Genomic DNA, 17,875 nt, shown 5'->3' on the forward strand with positions numbered 1-17,875 from the left:
CCGGCTTGGCCTGCTGTTCGATGCTCAGAGGCGATAGAGGATCTGGTCGGTCCAGAAGCGCTCGAGGCGATGCAGCGACTTGTTCAGCGTCGCGAACTCGGCGTTCGAGATGCCGCCCACCTGCTCCACCGTCTTGACGTGCTTCTGATACAGCGCGTCGACGATGTGGCGGATTTCCTGGCCCTGCGCGGTCAGACGGATGCGAACCGAGCGGCGGTCAACCCGCGAGCGCTGATGATCGAGGAAGCCCATCTCGACGAGCTTCTTCAGATTGTACGACACGTTCGAGCCGAGATAATAACCGCGCGTGCGCAGTTCGCCGGCGGTCAGTTCCTTGTCGCCAATGTTATAGAGCAACAGAGCCTGCACCGAATTGATGTCGTTGCGGCCGCGGCGGTCGAATTCGTCCTTGATGACGTCGAGCAGACGGCGATGCAGGCGTTCAACAAGCGTGAGGGCTTCGAGATAGAGCGGCTGCACCGGCGCGGCGTTGTCGCGTGCGGGCTCAATGGCCGTAGCGGCTGACTTGATCATGACACTTCCCCTGTTGTCGTTTTTACGACTTATTCGACGAAACTTTTGTCTCGCCTGATAGGTGCAAACTTAAGGGAGGCGTTTGAAGATCAGCTTAAATAACAACATAAAGAGATGGTTTATTTAAAACGGTGAATCGTAAGTTACACCGATAAAATAAGGGCTTTTTGTTAGTTTTGATTCACCCAAAACGCCCCGATGTTCACGCTTCGTCGCAAACCCTGTCACGTTCCGGAACACCCATCGTTCAAATTTGAAAGACTTCGTCAAACATCAAGGCGGCGCACCGCAGCAAAGGATAACAGCTTCACCAGTGTCCTGAATCCGAAGTTCGTTTCATTTTGGAGCGAGCGCCCCGCGAACTTCGGATTCGAAAGGACACTGGCAATAATGGATCGTAGTGGTCCCTCGGTTCTGACATTCGCAGAGAGCCTGCTAAACCGGAATGCGAATGTCAGAACCGGACCACTACGGCGGCCGTTCGCGGGCCGAAAACCAGGCCAGAACGAGATAGGCCGCGAGCAAAATCAGCGACACCAGCACCGCGAACAGGTTGCCACCGTAGATCGCGGGAAACATCAGTTCGATCACCGCGGTTGAAACGATGGTGGTGAGCCACACCACCGCGCCCCATGGCGTTGCGAGCCACAGCCCGACAGCGGCGACCAGTTCGATCACCGCGAAGTACACGGTGGCGGTTTGCCATTGCGTGGTCTGCGCCTCGAACGCGCCCTCCTCGCCGCCGATGAAGCCGGTGATCTGCGCCCAGTGATAGAGACCCTTGATCATCGACAGCACCGCCATCACGCGCAGGAACAGCACGAGGCGCGTGGTCCACGTCGTCTCGCCCGTCTCCGCATCCGGCGTCGTCATCGCCGTGACCAGATTGACCTGCTCGCGCGGCGCATCGTCGTTCGCGCCTTTCGGCATGCGCGCGGGCATGATCTGACGGATATTCTTGCTCATCCCGCCTGTTTGCCGCCTTACTCACGTAAAATCAATCACCTCGACGCGGTGACGGGCGGGTTCGCAGATGCTAGATAGGAGGGCATCAATTTTGCGCGCGGGAGCGGTTTCAAGATGGCGATCAAATTCGGGCGTCCGATAGAAGTGCGGGATACTCCAGTTCGGGACACGACCGCCCCCTCGCTCGATCTCAACGTCCGCATGCGCCGCAACCGCAAGTCCGAATGGGCGCGGCGGCTGGTTCGCGAAAACGTGCTCACCACCGATGACCTGATCTGGCCGCTGTTCGTGGCCGATGGCGTTAATCGGCGCACGCCGGTCGCCTCGATGCCGGGCGTCGACCGCATCAGCGTCGATCAGTCTGTCCGCGACGCCGAGCGCGCGGTGAAACTCGACATCCCCTGCATCGCGCTGTTCCCTTACACCGAACCGTCGCTGCGCGACGAGAACGGTTCCGAAGCGCTGAACGCCAACAATCTGGTCTGCCAATCGGTGCGCGCGATCAAGAAGGAATTTCCCGATCTCGGCATCCTCTGCGACGTGGCGCTCGATCCGTTCACCAGCCACGGCCATGACGGCCTGCTGCATGCCGACGGCCGGATTCTGAACGACGAGACCGTCGCCATTCTGGTTCAGCAGGCACTGGTACAGGCGGAAGCCGGCTGCGACATCATCGCACCAAGCGACATGATGGATGGCCGTGTCGCTGCCATCCGCGACGGCCTCGACCGCGCCGGTTTCGGCGATGTGCAGATCATGGCCTATGCCGCGAAGTACGCTTCGGCGTTCTACGGCCCGTTCCGCGACGCCATCGGTTCGGCGAAAACGCTGACCGGCGACAAGCGCACCTATCAGATGGACTCCGCCAACTCGGATGAAGCGCTGCGCGAGGTCGAACTCGACATCGCGGAAGGCGCCGACATGGTGATGGTGAAGCCCGGCCTGCCCTATCTCGACATCGTGCGCCGTGTGAAGGACACCTTTGCGATGCCGACCTTCGCCTATCAGGTGTCCGGCGAATACGCGATGATCGCGGGCGCAGCGAACAACGGCTGGATCGACGGCGAGCGCGCGATGATGGAAAGCCTTGTCGCCTTCAAGCGTGCCGGCGCCGACGGCGTTCTCACCTATTTTGCGGCGGCAGCGGCGGAGAAGCTGAAGGCTGGAAGATAGTCCGGTTCCGCCCGGATAACTTTTTCTCCATGTGAGCCTAAGCCATCTTGCGCAAGGAACCCGGCGAGGCCATGTGCCCAGCATGCGGCTGGGCAATGGCCGCTGAGGAGGGTTTCCATGTCTGACACGAGAAACACTGGCGGCGCGACATCGGGCGCGTCTTCAGGCACGACTTGGCGCAACAATCCGTCCGCCAGCGCGAGTGCACAGCAGGCTTACGATCCCTGGCTGCAGCCGGAGCTGTTTCGCGGCGTGCTGACCAAGCGTGTGTTCGCGTTCCTGATCGATCTCGTGATCCTGTCGATCCCGATCGTTCTTGCGATCCTCTTCATCACGCTGTTCGGCATCGTGACGCTGGGGCTTGGCTGGTTCCTGTTCTGGCTGATCTCGCCGCTCTCGGTGATCTGGGCGCTGCTCTATTACGGCATGTCGCTGGGCGGCCCGCAGGGCGCCACCGTCGGCATGCGCATGATGGATATCGAGATGCGGACCTGGACCGGCGAACGGCCCTACTTCGTGCTCGGCGCGGTGCATGCCGTGCTTTACTGGGTGTCGGTCTCATTCCTGAGCCCGCTGGTCCTGCTGGTCGGCCTGTTCAATGGCCGCCGCCGGCTGCTGCATGACATCGTGCTCGGCACGGTGTTCATCAACAGCAATGTCCAGCCGTCGATGGTCCAGACCACCCGCGTCTAGACGGTTTCCGCCGGGCAGATCACATCCGTGTGGCCTGCCCGGCCCGCTAAAATAAGCCTGAAACCGCTATCATTCTGGCGCCTGCGGGCTCAAAGCAGTTGACCCCCGCCCCCTCACGGCGCGATGCTGTAGAGAGAATCGCGCTGACCGGAGACGAAACGGCCACACGTGACGCAACACTCGCGCAATACGCCGCAGTTTTACCTGACGGCTCCCTCCCCCTGCCCCTATCTGGAGGGCAAGCAGGAGCGCAAGGTGTTCACCCATCTCGTTGGCGACAAGGCCGGCGAGCTGAACGATCTTCTCACCCATGGCGGCTTCCGCCGCAGCCAGTCCATCGCCTATCGGCCCGCCTGCGATCAGTGCCGCGCCTGCGTGTCGGTGCGCGTGATTGCCAACGAGTTTCGGCCCTCGCGCAACTTCCGCAAAGTGCAGGCACGCAACGCCGACATCGTCAGCGAGTTGCGCACAGCAGTGCCGACCTCCGAACAGTACTCCGTGTTCCGGGCCTATCTCGACGCGCGCCATCGCGACGGCGGCATGGCGGACATGACCGTGCTCGACTACGCGATGATGGTGGAAGACAGCCATGTCGAAACCCGCATCATCGAATATCGCCGCCGCACGCCGGACAGCGGCATCACCGGCAAGGGCGGAGACCTGATCGCGGTGGCGCTTACCGACATTCTCAGCGACGGACTGTCGATGGTCTATTCGTTCTTCGAGCCCAGCGAGGAGGACCGCTCGATGGGCACCTTTATGATCCTCGATCACATCGCACGCGCGCGCCGCCTCGGCCTGCCGTACGTCTATCTCGGCTACTGGATCGAAGGTTCGCGCAAGATGGACTACAAGGCGCGCTTCCTGCCGCAGCAACGCCTTGCGCCGAGCGGGTGGCTCCGCGTCGAGGCCACCGGCTCGATGGCGCCGGAGCCGCAGGATTAAATTTTTCCAGATCGCAAAGAATGAACGCCGTCATCCTGAGGTGCGAGCTTTTGCGAGCCTCGAAGGATGGCGGCGACATTGTTTACCGTCCGCGGCAGTCGGCCTTACGCCGCCCGCTGGTTATTGGTCGCCTTCAACGCGCCCGCCGCAGCCAGCGCACCAGCAACCGCCTTCTCGCGCTGCTCGGGGCTGACCTGAATGCCTTCCGCGACGATCACTTCGGGCGTCACGCCGATGAATCCGAATACGCCGCGCAGATACGTCTCGAGATGCTCGAAACCAGCAGCCGGTGAACCAACGCCATAAAACCCGCCGCGCGATACGGCGACGATCACGCGCTTGCCTGTCACAAGACCCTGCACGCCGGCTTCTGAATATTTGAAGGTCTTGCCCGCAACGAGGATACGATCAAGCCACGCCTTGAGCTGGCTGGGCACACCAAAGTTGTACATGGGCGCGCCGATCACGACGACATCGGCGGCAAGGAATTCGTCGAGCGCGGCAGCACCGGCAGCGAGGTCGTCGCGAACGGTTGCGGACTCGGGCGTAGCGCCGTGGGCAGCCGCCAGAAGCTCGCCCGAGAGATGGGAAAGCGGTTTCGCCGCGAGGTCGCGGTAGGTCACCGTCACGTCGCTGGAGGCCGTGCGCAGTTGCTGGACCACGGCGGCGGAGATTTGGCGCGACACGGAATTGCCGCCGAGGACGCTGGAATCGATATGGAGGAGTTTCATAGGATCACCTTTAGCTCTAGTATCAGATTGATACCTGGACACTATTGGTGACCTTTGATAAACCGCACAAGAAGGCACATTTTTTGAACCCGAGCACACCGATGAAACCCGCGCACACCGATGTAACTGCCTCTCCCGACCGGCAGCACCTCCCGGGGGACTGCACGGCGGTCGGCTCCATCCTGTCGCGGATCGGCGACAAGTGGAGCGTGCTGGTCATCATGCTGCTGGGGGACGGGCCGCGCCGCTTCAACGAAATCAAGCGCATGGTCGGCGGCATCTCGCAACGGATGCTGACGCTGACGCTTAGGGGCCTAGAGCGCGACGGCCTCGTCACGCGGACGATCTATCCAACGATCCCGCCGCGCGTGGACTACGAACTCACCGAGCTTGGACACTCACTGAAAGCGCCCGTGCAGCATCTCGGCTCATGGGCATTCGAGAATCTGCCGCAGATCCAGACCGCACGCGAACGCTTCGACAAAAATGCGGAAGCGACGTAACGGCGATCAGCCCGTCACAAAATCAATCAGCAGCTTGACGTTGAGCGCGACCACCACCGCCGCGATGATCGCCGCGATGACGGACAGCCAGCGCGGCGCGACGAACGTCCCCATCTTCGCCTTGCTCGCGGTGAACATCACCAGCGGAATGATGGCGAACGGCAGTTGCAGGCTCAACACCACCTGACTGAGAATGAGCAGTTGCGCCGTGCCCTTCTCCCCATACCAGATCGTTACGATTGCCGCCGGCACAATGGCGATCATGCGCGTAACCAGGCGCCGCAGCCACGGTGCGATCTTGATGTTGATAAACCCTTCCATCACGATCTGGCCGGACAGCGTCGCCGTCACGGTCGAATTCAATCCGCAACAGAGCAGCGCGATGCCGAAAAGTGTCGGCGCGATCGACGAGCCGAGCATCGGGGACAGCAGCGTGTGCGCCTGATCGAGTTCGGCGACGTCGGTCTTGCCGGCCTTGTGGAAGGTTGCGGCAGCCAGAATCAGGATCGACGCATTGATCAGCAGCGCGAGGCACAACGCGACGGTGGAGTCGATGGTGGCGAGCGTGATCGCTTCCTTCTTTTCCGGAACAGAGTCGCCGTAGCCGCGCGTCTGCACCAGACCGGAATGCAGATAAAGATTATGCGGCATCACCGTCGCGCCGAGAATGCCGAGCGCGAGATAGAGCATGTCGCGATTGGCAACGATATCGACCGTCGGCGCGAAGCCGCGGATCACCTGGCCCCAGTCAGGATCGGCCATCGCGATCTGCACCGCAAAGCACGCCGCGATCACGCCGAGCAAGGCGACCACGAACGCTTCGATCCAGCGGAAGCCGATCGCCTGCAATGCCAGAATGAGAAACACGTCGGCCGCCGTGATCAGCACGCCGATTTCGAGCGGAATGCCGAACAGCAGGTTGAGGCCGATGGCTGTGCCGATGATCTCCGCAAGATCGGTGGCGCTGATGGCGATTTCCGCAAGCAGCCAGAGGGGCCACGACACCCACTTCGGATAGGCATCGCGGCATGCCTGCGCGAGGTCACGGCCGGAGCCGACCCCGAGCCGCGCGCACAGCGCCTGCAACACGATGGCCATGATGTTGGAGATCAGCGCGACGGCGAGCAGCGCGTAGCCGAATTTGGAGCCGCCCGCGAGCGAGGTCGCCCAGTTGCCGGGGTCCATATAGCCGACCGCGACGAGGTAACCCGGCCCGAGGAACGCGACCAGCTTGCGCCAGAACGAGCCGCCCTTGGCCACCCGGACCGAGCCGAACATATCCGCCAGCGAGGGCTCGCCACGGGCCGCACGCCATCCCCCCGGCTCAGGCGGGGTGGCGGCCTGGTCAGGCGGCATTGACGGAGATCGTGCGTCCATACCGCCAATATGCACACGCGCCACCCTAGTTGCAAGTGATTTGCAACAGCAACCCGGCCCCGGCGACGAAATGACATCGGGGTATCAATCCTGTCCTGTAAGAAGGTGCTCAAGAAAATGGAGGCAACGACCCATGACAAAACTCGAACAACCGCACCCGACAGGACTTTTCCAGAACCCGGCCTACTCTCAGGTCGTCGTGGCGTCAGGAGCACGCACGATCTACATCTCAGGGCAAGTCGCGCTGGACGAGAAGGGTGCGATTGTCGGCGCCGGCGATCTTTCCGCGCAGACAACGCAGGTGATGAAAAACATCGGCCTGGCCCTCGCCGCGGCCAATGCAACCTTCGCGGACGTGGCGAAAATCACCACCTATGTGGTCGGGTATCGGCCCGAACACCGCGCAATCATCGCAAAGGCGCGAACGCCGTTTTTCGCAAACATGCCGCCGCCGGCCAGCACGCTTGTCGGCGTCTCTGCTCTCGCCGCGCCGGAATGGCTGATCGAGATCGAGGCCATCGCCATTACCGGCTAGGGCTTAGGGTAGCCGGTTCAACTTTTCTCGAAGTCGCCCGGCTGCGGCGGCGCAATCGGCGTGAACTGGCAGCGATCGGGCTTCAGATCGACGAGCGGCGTGCCGTCGAGACAATCGAGGCCGCGCACCAGAACCATGTTGCCTTCGATGCCGACGAGTTTGGCAACGGACGTGCCGAGCGGATTGGGGCGTACCGGCGAGCGCAGCGAGAACGTGCCATGCGTGTTGGTGTCGCTGGCGGGACTTTGCAGGATCAGGTCGCGCCGCGACTGATGCAGCCAGTAGATCACTTCAACTTGCGTGAAGCGGTCGAGACCCTTCAACGCAGGCACCCACGGCTCGAAAATCTCGATCTTGCACACAGGCCCGTCGTGACGGCCCTGCCGCGGCGTCATCATCCTGTCAGTCCATGGCGTGTGGATGCGGCCGATGAATACAAGCCCCGCATCGGTCGGCGGCGGCGGCTCGACGGCGACTTCGCCGTCACGGATTTCGTTGTAGCGGACCATGAAAACATTCTCTGGATGATAAGCGCGCGTCAGAGAGAATGTACTCCCTCTCCCCGTAAACGGGGAGAGGTGAAGGAAACTACTCGATCACCTTGCCGAACTTGTTCGACTTCGGGAAACCATTGGCGAGGCGGCCCGCATCGGCGCGGTTGCCGCGCCAGTCGGCAAGGTCCTTCCACGACATGCTCTGCTCCCGGCCGGCGCTGTCCTTCCATGTCATGCCCTCCTTCGCGGTGAAGGTCATGATGTCGGACAGGCCCTTCTCCTTGTAGCGCTGCAGACGCACGCCCCTGCCACGCGCCATTTCCGGCACCTGCTCCAGCGGGAAGATCACCATCTTGTGGTTCTGTCCCATCACCGCAACGGTGTCGCCGGTCACGGTCGCAATCGCGGCGGCGCGGTTCGGCGCCGTGACGTTGAGCACCTGCTTGCCCTTGCGGGTGTTGGCGACGCAATCGTCTTCGTTGACGACGAAGCCCTGCCCGTCGCTGCTCGCGACCAGGAACTTGCGCCCACCCTGTTGCACGAACATCGAAACGATGTCGGCATCGCCTTCCATGTCGATGGTCATGCGGATCGGATCGCCATGGCCGCGTCCGCCCGGCAGCTTCTGCGCATCGAGCGTGTAGAACCGCCCGTTGCTGGCGAACAGCGTCAGCTTGGATGTGCTCTCGGCGTAGAACGAGAAGCCCATGCTGTCGTCGGTCTTGAATGCGAGGTTCGACAGGTCCTCGACATGGCCCTTGAGTGTACGAACCCAGCCCTTGTCGGAGACCACGACCGTGATCGGCTCGCGCTCGACAAGCGCTTCCTCGATGGCGGCAAGATCGTGCTCGGGCGCATCGGCAAACTGGGTGCGGCGCTTGCCGAGCGGCGTCTTCGGTCCGAAGGTGTCGCGCACCTTGCGAACCTGTTCGCCGACCTTCTTCCACTGCTCTTCCTCGGAGGCGAGAACGGCCTTGATGCCCTTCAGCTCGTTGCGAAGGTCCTTGTCCTCACCGCGGATTTCCATTTCCTCAAGCTTGCGCAAGTTTCGCAGACGCATGTTGAGGATGGAGTCGGCCTGAAGATCGGTGAGCTTGAACGTCTTGATCAGGACCGGCTTCGGCTCATCCTCGGTGCGGATGATCTTGATGACCTTATCGAGGTTCAGATAGGCAATCAGGTAGCCGCCAAGAACCTCGAGGCGATGCTCGATCTGGTTCTTGCGGAAGTTGGAGCGCCGGATCAGAACGTCGCGCAGATGGTCCAGCCATTCGCGCAGGCATTCGGCGAGGCCGAGCACCTTCGGAATGCGGCCCTTCACCAGCACGTTGAGGTTGAGCGGAATCTTGCTTTCAAGCTCGGTCTGCTTGAACAGCGTTTCCATCAGGACTTCGGGATCGACGTTCTTCGACTTCGGCTCGATGACGACGCGCACGTCTTCCGCCGACTCATCGCGGATGTCGCCGACCAGCAGCAGCTTCTTTTCGTTGAGCAGCTCGGCGATCCGCTCGATCAGGCGCGACTTCTGCACCAGCCACGGAATTTCGGTGACGACGATGTTCCAGGTGCCGCGTGCGCCTTCTTCCTGATGCCACTTGGCACGGACACGGAACGAGCCGCGGCCGGTCGTATAGGCTTCAGTGATGCTTTCCTTGGAATCGACGACGATGCCGCCGGTCGGAAAATCCGGACCCTTGACGTAGCGCAGCAGACCGCTCGATTTCGTATTCGGCTTGTCGATCAGATGCAGCGCGGCGTCGCACAGTTCCGCTGCGTTGTGCGGCGGGATCGAGGTCGCCATGCCGACCGCGATGCCTTGCGCGCCATTCGCCAGCAAATTCGGAAACGCACCCGGCAACACGAACGGCTCTTTCGACTGGCCGTCGTAGTTCGGGCGAAACTCAACGGCGTCCTCGTCGATGCCTTCGAGCAGCAGCCGCGCGACTTCCGTCATGCGTGCTTCGGTGTAGCGATAGGCCGCCGCGTTGTCGCCGTCGATGTTGCCGAAGTTGCCCTGTCCATCCACCAGCGGATAGCGCGAGGCGAAGTCCTGCGCGAGGCGCACCAGCGCGTCGTAAATCGACTGGTCACCGTGCGGATGGAACGAGCCCATCACGTCGCCGACGATCTTGGCCGACTTCTTGAACGGCGTGCCGGGATCGAGCCGCAAGAGGCGCATGCCGTAGAGGATGCGCCGGTGAACCGGCTTCAGGCCGTCGCGCGCATCCGGCAACGCGCGGTGCATGATGGTGGAGAGCGCATAGGCGAGATAGCGCTCCTCGAGCGCCTCGCGGAGTGCGACCTCCTGAATGTCCATTGGCTCTGGTGGAATCAGTCTCTTGCCCATGGAAAGGGGTTAACTCCTGTCAGACGGATGAACAACATCTGATTCGCCGGTTTTTGAGACGCGGAACGCAGCTTTTCGGTCTATTCCGCAGCGGCGCGCGCGCGCGGCCGGATCACCGCTGCAATAAAACCCTCGCGCGCATCCGAATGGCCCTGCCCGCGCGGCTCCAGCACATTGCGCAGCAGGAATAGTCCAGTCAGGCGGAAGCCGTCCTCGATGTCCTGCCCGGACCAGCCATTGGCGCCGTCCTCGTTCTCGCGCAGGAACGGCGGCAATGGCAGCAGCCGGTCGCGCCACGGTTCACCGGCCTGACGCGACACCGCGCCGCCCGATTTAGGCGAGACATAAATCAGGTCGTGCATGGTCCCGCTTGCGGCGCAGGTCGACAGGTCGAGACCGAAGCCAAGTTCAGTCAGCATCGCGAGCTCAAATTTGACCAGTTGCACGCCTGCCAGAGGCGCATCGTCGAAATCGTCGAGAATGGCTTCCAGCATCTCGTAGATGTCTTCGTGCGGATCGCGCTCAGGCAGCAGGCGGACCAGCGAGGCCAGATGGGTCACGCCATAGACCGCATGGGGTGTTCCGAACATTGTCGCCGCCCGCAGCCGCGTGCCTTCGATGGCGTAATAGCCGAGATGCTCATCCAGACGCGCGCGCCACACCGCACTCACCGTGTTCCCCGGCTGCAGCAGCGGGCGCATCCGCGACCCTGCCCCGCCACGCACCAACCCGAGATGGCGGCCATGGCTGCGCGTCAACAGTTCGACAATGGCGCTGGATTCGCCATGCCGCCGCACGCCCAGCACGATGCCCTCGTCGGTCCATTCCATCGGGTCAGCTTACAGGATTCTGCTCAAACTCGCAGCCGGATGCGGCCTATTCCGGTTGCTGGAACCAGCCCTGCGCATCGCCGGTGAATGAACATGACAGGCCGAGAGCCGTCAGCGCCGTCGAAACAATATCCACGAACGTGCTGAATTGAAGTCCGGTTTCGCCGATGCTCGTGGCGATGGAGGCCACCGACAGCATCATGGCTGCGAGCAGGACCATCCGCGCCCAGTTCTTGCGCCGATGGGCCGCCAGCCAGATCAACTGCATGAATCCCAGCGTCATCATGACCGCGATGAGATTGACCGCAAGCCGTGTCGACTCGCTGATGTCATCGGAGACCCGATCCATAAACGCCGCCGACAGCACGTCAATCAGCAGCGACAGATACAGCAGCACCTCAAAATAGAAGATGTTTGTCGGCACCTTGACATCGGGACCGGTCATTCTTTCGGAAACTCCAGCCCCATTTCACGATAACGCTCCGGATCGTCGCCCCAGCCGTCACGCACCTTCACAAACAGGAACAGATGCACCGGCTGGCCGACGATCTCGGCAAGTTCCTTGCGCGAGTCAGCGCCGATTGCCTTGATGGTCGCGCCGGCCTTGCCGAGCACGATCTTGCGCTGGCTGTCCCGCTCCACAAAGATTGTCTGCTCGATCCGTACCGAGCCGTCCTTGCGCTCCTGCCAGGAATCCGTCTCAACCGTGGACTGATACGGCAATTCCTGATGCAAATGACGATAGATCTTCTCGCGGGTGATTTCCGCCGCCAGTTGCCGCATCGGGGCGTCCGACATCTGGTCTTCGGGATAGTGGAACGGACCGGGCGGAACATCCTTCGCCAGAGCGCGGCGCAGATCGTCAACGCCATCGCCGGACAATGCCGACACCATGAAGGTCTGCGTGAACTTCAACCGCTCGTTGGCCTTCTGGGCCAGCGCCAGCAATTTCTCGCGCGGCACCAGGTCGATCTTGTTCAGCACCAGAATTTTCGGATGATTCACGGCCTCCAGCTTGCGCAGGATCGCGTCCGCCTCCTCATCAATGCCGGCGCGGGCGTCGATCAGCGCGCAGACGAGATCGGCATCGTGCGCGCCGCTCCATGCGGTCGAGACCATCGCGCGGTCGAGACGGCGCTTCGGCGCGAAGATGCCCGGCGTATCGACCAGGATAATCTGCGCATTGTCCTCGATCACGATGCCGCGGATCAGCGCGCGCGTGGTCTGCACCTTCTTGGAGACGATGGTGACCTTCGAGCCGACCAGCGCATTGACCAGCGTGGACTTGCCGACATTCGGCGCACCGATCAGCGCGACAAAGCCGCAGCGCGTTTCCTTGGCTGAATTCTCGTGTTGTTCATCAGGCATCATTGCCGCCTGTTACGCCTTCCTGCTTGAGCAGCGCTGTCGCCGCCAGTTTTTCCGCGGCGCGCTTGCTACCGCCGACACCTTCGGCCGGGGTCAGCCCCGGCAATTCCACCGCGACCCGAAACTGCGGGTCGTGATGCGGCCCGGTGCGCTCGACCTCGCGATAGACCGGCGTCGGCAAACCCTTGCCTTGCGCCCATTCCTGCAAAATCGTCTTCGGATCGCGCAGCGGACGCACCGGCTTGCGCATCCGTTCGGTCCAGTTGCGCTCGACGAATTCCGCCGCAGCGGCATAGCCGCCGTCGAGAAACACCGCGCCGATCACAGCTTCGCAGATGTCGCCGAGCACCGAGTTGCGCAGCCGCGCACCCGCGCCCGCGCCGACCGACCCAAGTTTGATGGCTTCATCCAATCCGAGCGACTTCGCGACATCGGCGCAGGCTTCCCGCCGCACCAGATCGGCGAGGCGCTTGGACAGTTCGCCCTCGTCCGCCTTCGGAAACGCGCGATAGAGCATGTCGGACACGATCAGGCCGAGCACATGGTCGCCGAGAAACTCAAGCCGCTGATAGCTGTCGGTGCGGCTGCGCGCGGATTTCAATGCCGAGACGTGGGTGAATGCGGTCGCCAGCAGTGAGGAATCGGCAAAGGTGTAGCCAATCCGTTGCTCGATGATCTTGGCCGCCGCCTTCGCGCTCGGGCGGCGCGGCTTCTTCGCAGGTTTTGTTTCCACGACGCCGGTGTCCGCAGCGCCGTCCGTGACCGGTGGAGTTTTGCCGATTGCGGGTTCGCCGCTCATCGCACAATGGAGAAGATGCGATTCCAGCGCACCGAGACCGGCCAGCGCCAGAACTGCCAGGCCTGTTCGCCTTCGGCAATGGAGAAGAAGATCATCTGCGCGCGGCCGATGAGGTTTTCGGACGGCACATAACCCACAGCGGACAGAACGCGGCTGTCGGTGGAGTTGTCGCGGTTGTCGCCCATCATGAAGAAATGACCGGGCGGCACCGTGTAGACATTGGTGTTGTCGTAGAACCCGTTATCGACGCAATCGAGCGTCTTGTAGGTCACGCCGTTCGGCAGCGTTTCCTTCCACTGCTTGACCCGCGCCGTCGCATCGGAGCCGCAAGGATCCTCACCGACGAAATCAGGCAAGCGCTCGCGCTGCACCGGCTTGTCGTTGATGTAGAGAAGTCCCTCTTTCATCTGCACGCGATCACCCGGCAGCCCGATCACGCGCTTAATGTAATCGGTGGTGTCGTCCTTCGGCAGACGGAACACGACGATGTCGCCCCGCTCGGGATCTGAGCCGAAAATTCGTCCGGAGAAAATGCGTGGCGATAGCGGTATCGAATAGTGGCTGTAGCCGTAGGAATATTTCGAGACGAACAGATAATCGCCGACCAGCAGCGTCGCCTTCATCGACCCCGACGGAATGTTGAAGGGCTGAAACAGGAAGGTTCGGATCACCAGCGCGATAATGAGCGCATGAATAACGACGCGGACGGTCTCGCCGACGCCGCCTTCGGATTTGGCCGGGGTTGTCACGCTCATCTGCTTTTTCGAATCCTGGTTTTCATGCCCCGAACCCGGACCTTGGCAGACCCGGAGGGGGCAAAGACGCCGCCCAAATCACCCGCGCGCGTTTTAGACCGTTGCCGCAGGGGGTGCAATCAACGTCCTCATGAAAACTTACTAATGGTTTGACCGCCCAGTGAATTTTAGATTTTTCGGTGGCTCGGAACCCCGCCATCGGACCTGGCTCAGGCTTTCGGGCGCGGGACCGCCGAAATGATGACAAACGCCTGGGCCAGCGGCCAGTCATCGGTGATGGTCAGGTCAATCCGGGCCTCATGACCTGGTGGAAGCAGCGATTCCAGCCGCGCCAGCGCCCCGCCGGTCAGTTTCATGGTCGGGCGCCCCCCCGGCAGGTTGACCACCCCCATGTCCCGCCACCAGACCCCACGCCGGATGCCGGTGCCGAGCGCCTTCGAGCAGGCCTCCTTGGCGGCGAATCGCTTGGCATAGGTCGCCCATATCAGTTTCGGCATTTTGGACCGGCGTTCGGCCTTGGCCCGCTCCGCCTCCGTGAAAATGCGGTCGATGAACCGGTCGCCGTGACGGCCGATCACCTTTTCGATCCGGGTGATGTCGATGATGTCCGAGCCGATGCCGATGATCATAGAGCGTGTGCCCGCAGTGTCTTGCGGCCGCGATCCATCGCTGCGCGCATGTCCCGAACGGTCTGGGACAGGCCGACAAACATCGCCTCGCCCATCATGAAATGCCCGATATTGAGCTCGACGATTTCCGGCAGCGCCGCGATGGTCTCCGCTGTCACATAATCGAGGCCGTGGCCGGCATGAACCTCAAGTCCGGCCGACTTCGCCAATTTCGCTCCGGCAACGATCTTCTGCCATTCGGCCTCGATCTGCGATGTGCGTTTCTCGGTGACGGCGTCGCACCAGGCGCCGGTGTGAATCTCAATCACGGGTGACTTCAACTTGGCCGCCATTTCGATCTGCGCCGGATCGGCGGCGATGAACAGCGACACACGAATGCCGGCATCGTTCAGCCGCGCGATGAAAGGACCGAGCGCATCGCGCTGGCCCACCACATCCAGCCCGCCTTCGGTGGTCACTTCGGTGCGCCGCTCGGGCACGAGGCACACCGCATGCGGCGCTGTGCCCAGCGCGATCTGCAGCATTTCGGCGGTGGCGGCCATTTCAAAGTTCAATGGCCTGGATATCTCTGCTTTGAGCCGCTTCATGTCCTCGTCGCGGATATGGCGGCGATCTTCGCGCAAGTGGGCCGTGATGCCGTCGGCGCCGGATTCGATTGCCAGCAATGCCGCGCGCACCGGGTCCGGCAGGCGACCGCCGCGCGCGTTGCGAAGGGTTGCAACGTGATCGACATTGACCCCGAGACGAAGCGGCGGAATGACAGACATGAACACAACCCGGAAGAACGATATGACTAGCCGTTGATGCGATCGACGCTGGCGACGACCGACTTGGCGCGAAGTTGAGCGATGATACCGTTCAAATGTTTCAGGTCATAGACCTCAAGATCAATGGTCAGATCCGTGAAATCCGGAGAGCGGCGGCTCATGTTGATGTTGTCGATATTGCCGTCATGCTCGGCGATGACCGAGGCCACCTGCGCCAGACTTCCCGGTTCGTTGACGTTCTGCACATGCAGCCGCGCCGGAAAACGCCGCGGCGCTGTTTCGTCGGTGTCCCAGCGAACATCAAGCCAGCGCTCGGGTTCTTCCTCGAAATCCTTCAGCGCGGGCGACTGGATCGGATAGATCGTGATCCCCTCGCCCGGCGTAACGATGCCGACAATGCGGTCGCCCGGCACGGCGCCGCCGTTCGGCGCGAACTTCACCGGCAGATCGCTGTTGATGCCGCGGATCGGAATTGCGCTCGATGTCCTGGCGTCACCTGCCGGTTTCGGACTTGCAGCGCCCATCTTCTTGCTGCTGAGGCGAGCCTCCTCCTTGTAATCGGGATACATCGCCCGTGCGACGTCGGAGGCCTTCATTTCGCCGCGGCCGACAGCCGCCATCACATCGTCAATGGACGCGCGCGCCAGGCGCGGCAGCGCGCCTTTCAGTTTGTCGTCCGCATAAACAATCTTCGCGCGCATGAACAGGCGCTCGACTATGCGCCGGCCAAGTCCGGCATACTGATCGCGAACCGCCGTGCGAGTTGCGCGCCGGATCGCGGCGCGCGCCTTGCCGGTGACAGCCAGGGATTCCCACGCCGACGGCGGCGCCGATTGCGCCTGCGAGGTCAGCACTTCGACCTCATCGCCGTTCTGCAACTCCGACGACAGCGGCGCGAACTTGCCGTTGATCTTGCAGCCGACCGCGCTGTTGCCGACATCGGTGTGCACGGCATAGGCGAAGTCGATCACATTGGCATGGCGCGGCAGCGCGATCAGCTTGCCCTTCGGCGTGAAGCAGAACACCTGATCGTGGAACAGCTCCATCTTGGTGTGTTCGAGGAATTCTTCCGGGTTGGCGCTTTCCGACAGCACCTCAACCGTATGGCGCAGCCACGCAAATGCGTTGGATTCCCTTTCCAGACGCTCGTTCGGCGACCCGACGCCGTCCTTGTAGAAAGCATGCGCGGCGATGCCGTATTCGTTGACACGGTCCATCTCCTCGGTGCGAATTTGCAGTTCGACACGCTGCTTCCCCGGGCCGATCACCGTGGTGTGAATCGAGCGATAATCGTTCTGCTTCGGCGTCGAGATGTAGTCCTTGAAGCGTCCGGGCACCACCGGCCATGTCGTATGCACGATGCCGACGGTGCGGTAGACCTCGGCGATGCTGTTGACGATGATGCGGAAACCGAAGATGTCGGACAATTGCTCGAAGCCGACGGACTTGCGCTCCATCTTCATCCAGATCGAGAACGGCTGCTTGCGGCGGCCCTTCACATGCGCATTCACGCCATTCTTGGCGAGCTTGGCCGACAGTTGCGATTCGATTTCGCCGATCAGGTTCTTGTCGCGCGCTTCGAGCGCATCGAGCCGCTGCACAACCACGGCATGCGCATCCGGATCAATGATCCGGAACGAAAGGTCTTCCAGTTCCTCGCGCATTTCCTGCATACCCATGCGGCCGGCGAGCGGCGCATAGATATCGAGAGTTTCCTCCGCGATCCGGCGGCGGGACGCCGGCGGCATGAACTCCATCGTCCGCATATTGTGCAGGCGGTCAGCGAGCTTGACCAGCAGCACACGCACATCGTCGGAAATGGCGAGCAGCAGCTTGCGCAGGTTTTCGGCCTGCTTGGCTTCGCGCGAGACCAGTTCGAGCCGCTTGAGTTTGGTCAGGCCCTCGACAAGCGCACCGATTTCGGGGCCGAAAATCTGGTCGATCTCGGCCCGGGTCGACTCGGTATCCTCGATCGTGTCGTGCAGCAGCGCCGCGACAATGGTCGCGTCGTCCAGCTTCAGGTTGGTGAGGATCGCCGCCACCTCGAGGGGGTGCGAGAAGTAAGGATCGCCGGACGCGCGCTTCTGCTCGCCATGGGCCATCATGGCGTAGACATAGGCCCGGTTGAGCAAATCTTCGTCTGTGTTCGGATTGTAGGCACGGACCCGGTCCACCAGGTCGTACTGGCGCATCATCTTGGTGCGAACGGGCTTCTTGGCGGTCACCTCGGACGGCGCAGATGGAACCGCAGCGACCGCCTCGGTCGCCGCCTGCATTTGGGGCTGGTTTCGCCGCCCGGTCGCCATTTTGCCTGTCCGCCTCGCCTTCGATCCCCGAAAAAGGAACCGTCATTCACAATATCGCCGGTTCAACGACTATCGCAAGGAACACCCTAAAAATGTCAATAAATGCAAAGGCCCGGACGAATC

The 17,875-nt window shown here is 62.0% G+C and carries 19 protein-coding genes; 5 read left to right on the top strand and 14 right to left on the bottom strand.

From position 1 onward, the window contains the following. Positions 1–24: 24 nt before the first annotated feature. Together ldtR and HMPREF9696_RS06190 are read right to left on the bottom strand one after the other, a co-directional pair. Entirely contained in the window at positions 25–534 is a 510-nt protein-coding gene (ldtR, locus tag HMPREF9696_RS06185) for a transcriptional regulator LdtR (protein WP_002712109.1), read from the bottom strand. Between the two features lie 468 nt (positions 535–1,002). Then, complete coding sequence (locus HMPREF9696_RS06190) at positions 1,003–1,500, bottom strand: DUF6163 family protein (protein WP_002712110.1); 498 nt, start codon at positions 1,498–1,500, stop codon at positions 1,003–1,005. Between the two features lie 114 nt (positions 1,501–1,614). On the opposite strand from HMPREF9696_RS06190, the gene hemB reads away from it, so the two are divergent. The 3 genes from hemB (at position 1,615) to HMPREF9696_RS06205 (ending at position 4,311) form a co-directional block, all read left to right on the top strand. Then, positions 1,615–2,673 carry a porphobilinogen synthase gene (hemB, locus tag HMPREF9696_RS06195; RefSeq protein ID WP_002712111.1) on the top strand — a complete coding sequence of 353 codons (1,059 nt, stop codon included), beginning with the start codon at positions 1,615–1,617 and terminating at the stop codon, positions 2,671–2,673. A gap of 117 nt (positions 2,674–2,790) precedes the next feature. Further along, positions 2,791–3,366, top strand: a complete 576-nt coding sequence (locus HMPREF9696_RS06200; protein WP_002712112.1) for an RDD family protein — start codon at positions 2,791–2,793, stop codon at positions 3,364–3,366. Positions 3,367–3,534: 168 nt separating this feature from the next. After that, positions 3,535–4,311: an arginyltransferase gene (locus HMPREF9696_RS06205; protein ID WP_002712113.1), complete on the top strand. Its 777-nt coding sequence runs from the start codon at positions 3,535–3,537 to the stop codon at positions 4,309–4,311. A 104-nt stretch (positions 4,312–4,415) separates the two neighbouring features. Here HMPREF9696_RS06205 and HMPREF9696_RS06210 read toward each other — a convergent pair whose 3' ends face one another. Beyond that, positions 4,416–5,042, bottom strand: coding sequence for an FMN-dependent NADH-azoreductase (locus HMPREF9696_RS06210; RefSeq protein WP_002712114.1), 627 nt, complete (start codon positions 5,040–5,042; stop codon positions 4,416–4,418). Positions 5,043–5,143: 101 nt separating this feature from the next. On the opposite strand from HMPREF9696_RS06210, the gene HMPREF9696_RS06215 reads away from it, so the two are divergent. Continuing rightward, positions 5,144–5,545, top strand: a complete 402-nt coding sequence (locus HMPREF9696_RS06215; RefSeq protein ID WP_002712115.1) for a winged helix-turn-helix transcriptional regulator — start codon at positions 5,144–5,146, stop codon at positions 5,543–5,545. Positions 5,546–5,551: 6 nt separating this feature from the next. Here HMPREF9696_RS06215 and HMPREF9696_RS06220 read toward each other — a convergent pair whose 3' ends face one another. Continuing rightward, positions 5,552–6,922, bottom strand: coding sequence for an Nramp family divalent metal transporter (locus HMPREF9696_RS06220; RefSeq protein ID WP_040301219.1), 1,371 nt, complete (start codon positions 6,920–6,922; stop codon positions 5,552–5,554). A 133-nt stretch (positions 6,923–7,055) separates the two neighbouring features. Here HMPREF9696_RS06220 and HMPREF9696_RS06225 point away from each other — a divergent pair, with 133 nt between their 5' ends. Next, the gene (locus HMPREF9696_RS06225) at positions 7,056–7,457 is read left to right on the top strand and encodes a RidA family protein (protein WP_002712117.1); all 402 of its coding nucleotides are present in this window, start codon (positions 7,056–7,058) and stop codon (positions 7,455–7,457) included. A gap of 17 nt (positions 7,458–7,474) precedes the next feature. Here the strand turns inward: HMPREF9696_RS06225 and tsaA are convergent, their stop codons facing one another. The 10 genes from tsaA to HMPREF9696_RS06275 all read right to left on the bottom strand — a co-directional run bounded on the left by tsaA (position 7,475) and on the right by HMPREF9696_RS06275 (position 17,752). Further along, complete coding sequence (gene tsaA / locus HMPREF9696_RS06230) at positions 7,475–7,966, bottom strand: tRNA (N6-threonylcarbamoyladenosine(37)-N6)-methyltransferase TrmO (RefSeq protein ID WP_002712118.1); 492 nt, start codon at positions 7,964–7,966, stop codon at positions 7,475–7,477. A 79-nt stretch (positions 7,967–8,045) separates the two neighbouring features. Continuing rightward, the gene (gene parC, locus HMPREF9696_RS06235) at positions 8,046–10,298 is read right to left on the bottom strand and encodes a DNA topoisomerase IV subunit A (protein WP_002712119.1); all 2,253 of its coding nucleotides are present in this window, start codon (positions 10,296–10,298) and stop codon (positions 8,046–8,048) included. Between the two features lie 80 nt (positions 10,299–10,378). After that, positions 10,379–11,128 (bottom strand): DNA repair protein RecO, encoded by a 750-nt coding sequence (recO, locus tag HMPREF9696_RS06240; RefSeq protein ID WP_002712120.1) that lies wholly within the window; start codon positions 11,126–11,128, stop codon positions 10,379–10,381. 46 nt (positions 11,129–11,174) lie between these two features. Continuing rightward, the gene (locus tag HMPREF9696_RS06245; protein ID WP_002712121.1) at positions 11,175–11,573 is read right to left on the bottom strand and encodes a hypothetical protein; all 399 of its coding nucleotides are present in this window, start codon (positions 11,571–11,573) and stop codon (positions 11,175–11,177) included. Then, the gene (gene era, locus HMPREF9696_RS06250) at positions 11,570–12,496 is read right to left on the bottom strand and encodes a GTPase Era (protein ID WP_002712122.1); all 927 of its coding nucleotides are present in this window, start codon (positions 12,494–12,496) and stop codon (positions 11,570–11,572) included. Before era ends, HMPREF9696_RS06245 begins: the two co-directional genes overlap by 4 nt. Next, positions 12,489–13,295, bottom strand: a complete 807-nt coding sequence (gene rnc, locus HMPREF9696_RS06255) for a ribonuclease III (RefSeq protein WP_002712123.1) — start codon at positions 13,293–13,295, stop codon at positions 12,489–12,491. Before rnc ends, era begins: the two co-directional genes overlap by 8 nt. Next, positions 13,292–14,050 (bottom strand): signal peptidase I, encoded by a 759-nt coding sequence (gene lepB, locus HMPREF9696_RS06260; protein ID WP_002712124.1) that lies wholly within the window; start codon positions 14,048–14,050, stop codon positions 13,292–13,294. Before lepB ends, rnc begins: the two co-directional genes overlap by 4 nt. 209 nt (positions 14,051–14,259) lie before the next feature. Beyond that, complete coding sequence (gene acpS / locus HMPREF9696_RS06265) at positions 14,260–14,679, bottom strand: holo-ACP synthase (protein WP_002712125.1); 420 nt, start codon at positions 14,677–14,679, stop codon at positions 14,260–14,262. Further along, positions 14,676–15,446 (bottom strand): pyridoxine 5'-phosphate synthase, encoded by a 771-nt coding sequence (locus HMPREF9696_RS06270; RefSeq protein WP_002712126.1) that lies wholly within the window; start codon positions 15,444–15,446, stop codon positions 14,676–14,678. The genes acpS and HMPREF9696_RS06270 overlap by 4 nt, the downstream gene beginning before the upstream one ends. Positions 15,447–15,472: 26 nt before the next feature. After that, positions 15,473–17,752 carry a RelA/SpoT family protein gene (locus HMPREF9696_RS06275; RefSeq protein ID WP_002712127.1) on the bottom strand — a complete coding sequence of 760 codons (2,280 nt, stop codon included), beginning with the start codon at positions 17,750–17,752 and terminating at the stop codon, positions 15,473–15,475. Positions 17,753–17,875: the final 123 nt, after the last annotated feature.

The organism is Afipia clevelandensis ATCC 49720, assembly GCF_000336555.1.
Lineage (GTDB): Bacteria > Pseudomonadota > Alphaproteobacteria > Rhizobiales > Xanthobacteraceae > Afipia > Afipia clevelandensis.

Bases quoted from the DNA above. Each gene is read 5' to 3' on its own strand.
- rnc (WP_002712123.1), bottom strand. From the start codon at position 13,295: ATGAGCGGCGAACCCGCAATCGGCAAAACTCCACCGGTCACGGACGGC.
- HMPREF9696_RS06225 (WP_002712117.1), top strand. From the start codon at position 7,056: ATGACAAAACTCGAACAACCGCACCCGACAGGACTTTTCCAGAACCCG.
- HMPREF9696_RS06210 (WP_002712114.1), bottom strand. From the start codon at position 5,042: ATGAAACTCCTCCATATCGATTCCAGCGTCCTCGGCGGCAATTCCGTG.
- HMPREF9696_RS06245 (WP_002712121.1), bottom strand. From the start codon at position 11,573: ATGACCGGTCCCGATGTCAAGGTGCCGACAAACATCTTCTATTTTGAG.
- lepB (WP_002712124.1), bottom strand. From the start codon at position 14,050: ATGAGCGTGACAACCCCGGCCAAATCCGAAGGCGGCGTCGGCGAGACC.
- HMPREF9696_RS06215 (WP_002712115.1), top strand. From the start codon at position 5,144: ATGAAACCCGCGCACACCGATGTAACTGCCTCTCCCGACCGGCAGCAC.
- hemB (WP_002712111.1), top strand. From the start codon at position 1,615: ATGGCGATCAAATTCGGGCGTCCGATAGAAGTGCGGGATACTCCAGTT.
- HMPREF9696_RS06270 (WP_002712126.1), bottom strand. From the start codon at position 15,446: ATGTCTGTCATTCCGCCGCTTCGTCTCGGGGTCAATGTCGATCACGTT.
- HMPREF9696_RS06190 (WP_002712110.1), bottom strand. From the start codon at position 1,500: ATGAGCAAGAATATCCGTCAGATCATGCCCGCGCGCATGCCGAAAGGC.
- tsaA (WP_002712118.1), bottom strand. From the start codon at position 7,966: ATGGTCCGCTACAACGAAATCCGTGACGGCGAAGTCGCCGTCGAGCCG.
- recO (WP_002712120.1), bottom strand. From the start codon at position 11,128: ATGGAATGGACCGACGAGGGCATCGTGCTGGGCGTGCGGCGGCATGGC.
- HMPREF9696_RS06220 (WP_040301219.1), bottom strand. From the start codon at position 6,922: ATGGACGCACGATCTCCGTCAATGCCGCCTGACCAGGCCGCCACCCCG.
- era (WP_002712122.1), bottom strand. From the start codon at position 12,496: ATGCCTGATGAACAACACGAGAATTCAGCCAAGGAAACGCGCTGCGGC.
- HMPREF9696_RS06200 (WP_002712112.1), top strand. From the start codon at position 2,791: ATGTCTGACACGAGAAACACTGGCGGCGCGACATCGGGCGCGTCTTCA.
- parC (WP_002712119.1), bottom strand. From the start codon at position 10,298: ATGGGCAAGAGACTGATTCCACCAGAGCCAATGGACATTCAGGAGGTC.
- acpS (WP_002712125.1), bottom strand. From the start codon at position 14,679: ATGATCATCGGCATCGGCTCGGACATCATCGACATCACCCGGATCGAA.
- HMPREF9696_RS06275 (WP_002712127.1), bottom strand. From the start codon at position 17,752: ATGGCGACCGGGCGGCGAAACCAGCCCCAAATGCAGGCGGCGACCGAG.
- ldtR (WP_002712109.1), bottom strand. From the start codon at position 534: ATGATCAAGTCAGCCGCTACGGCCATTGAGCCCGCACGCGACAACGCC.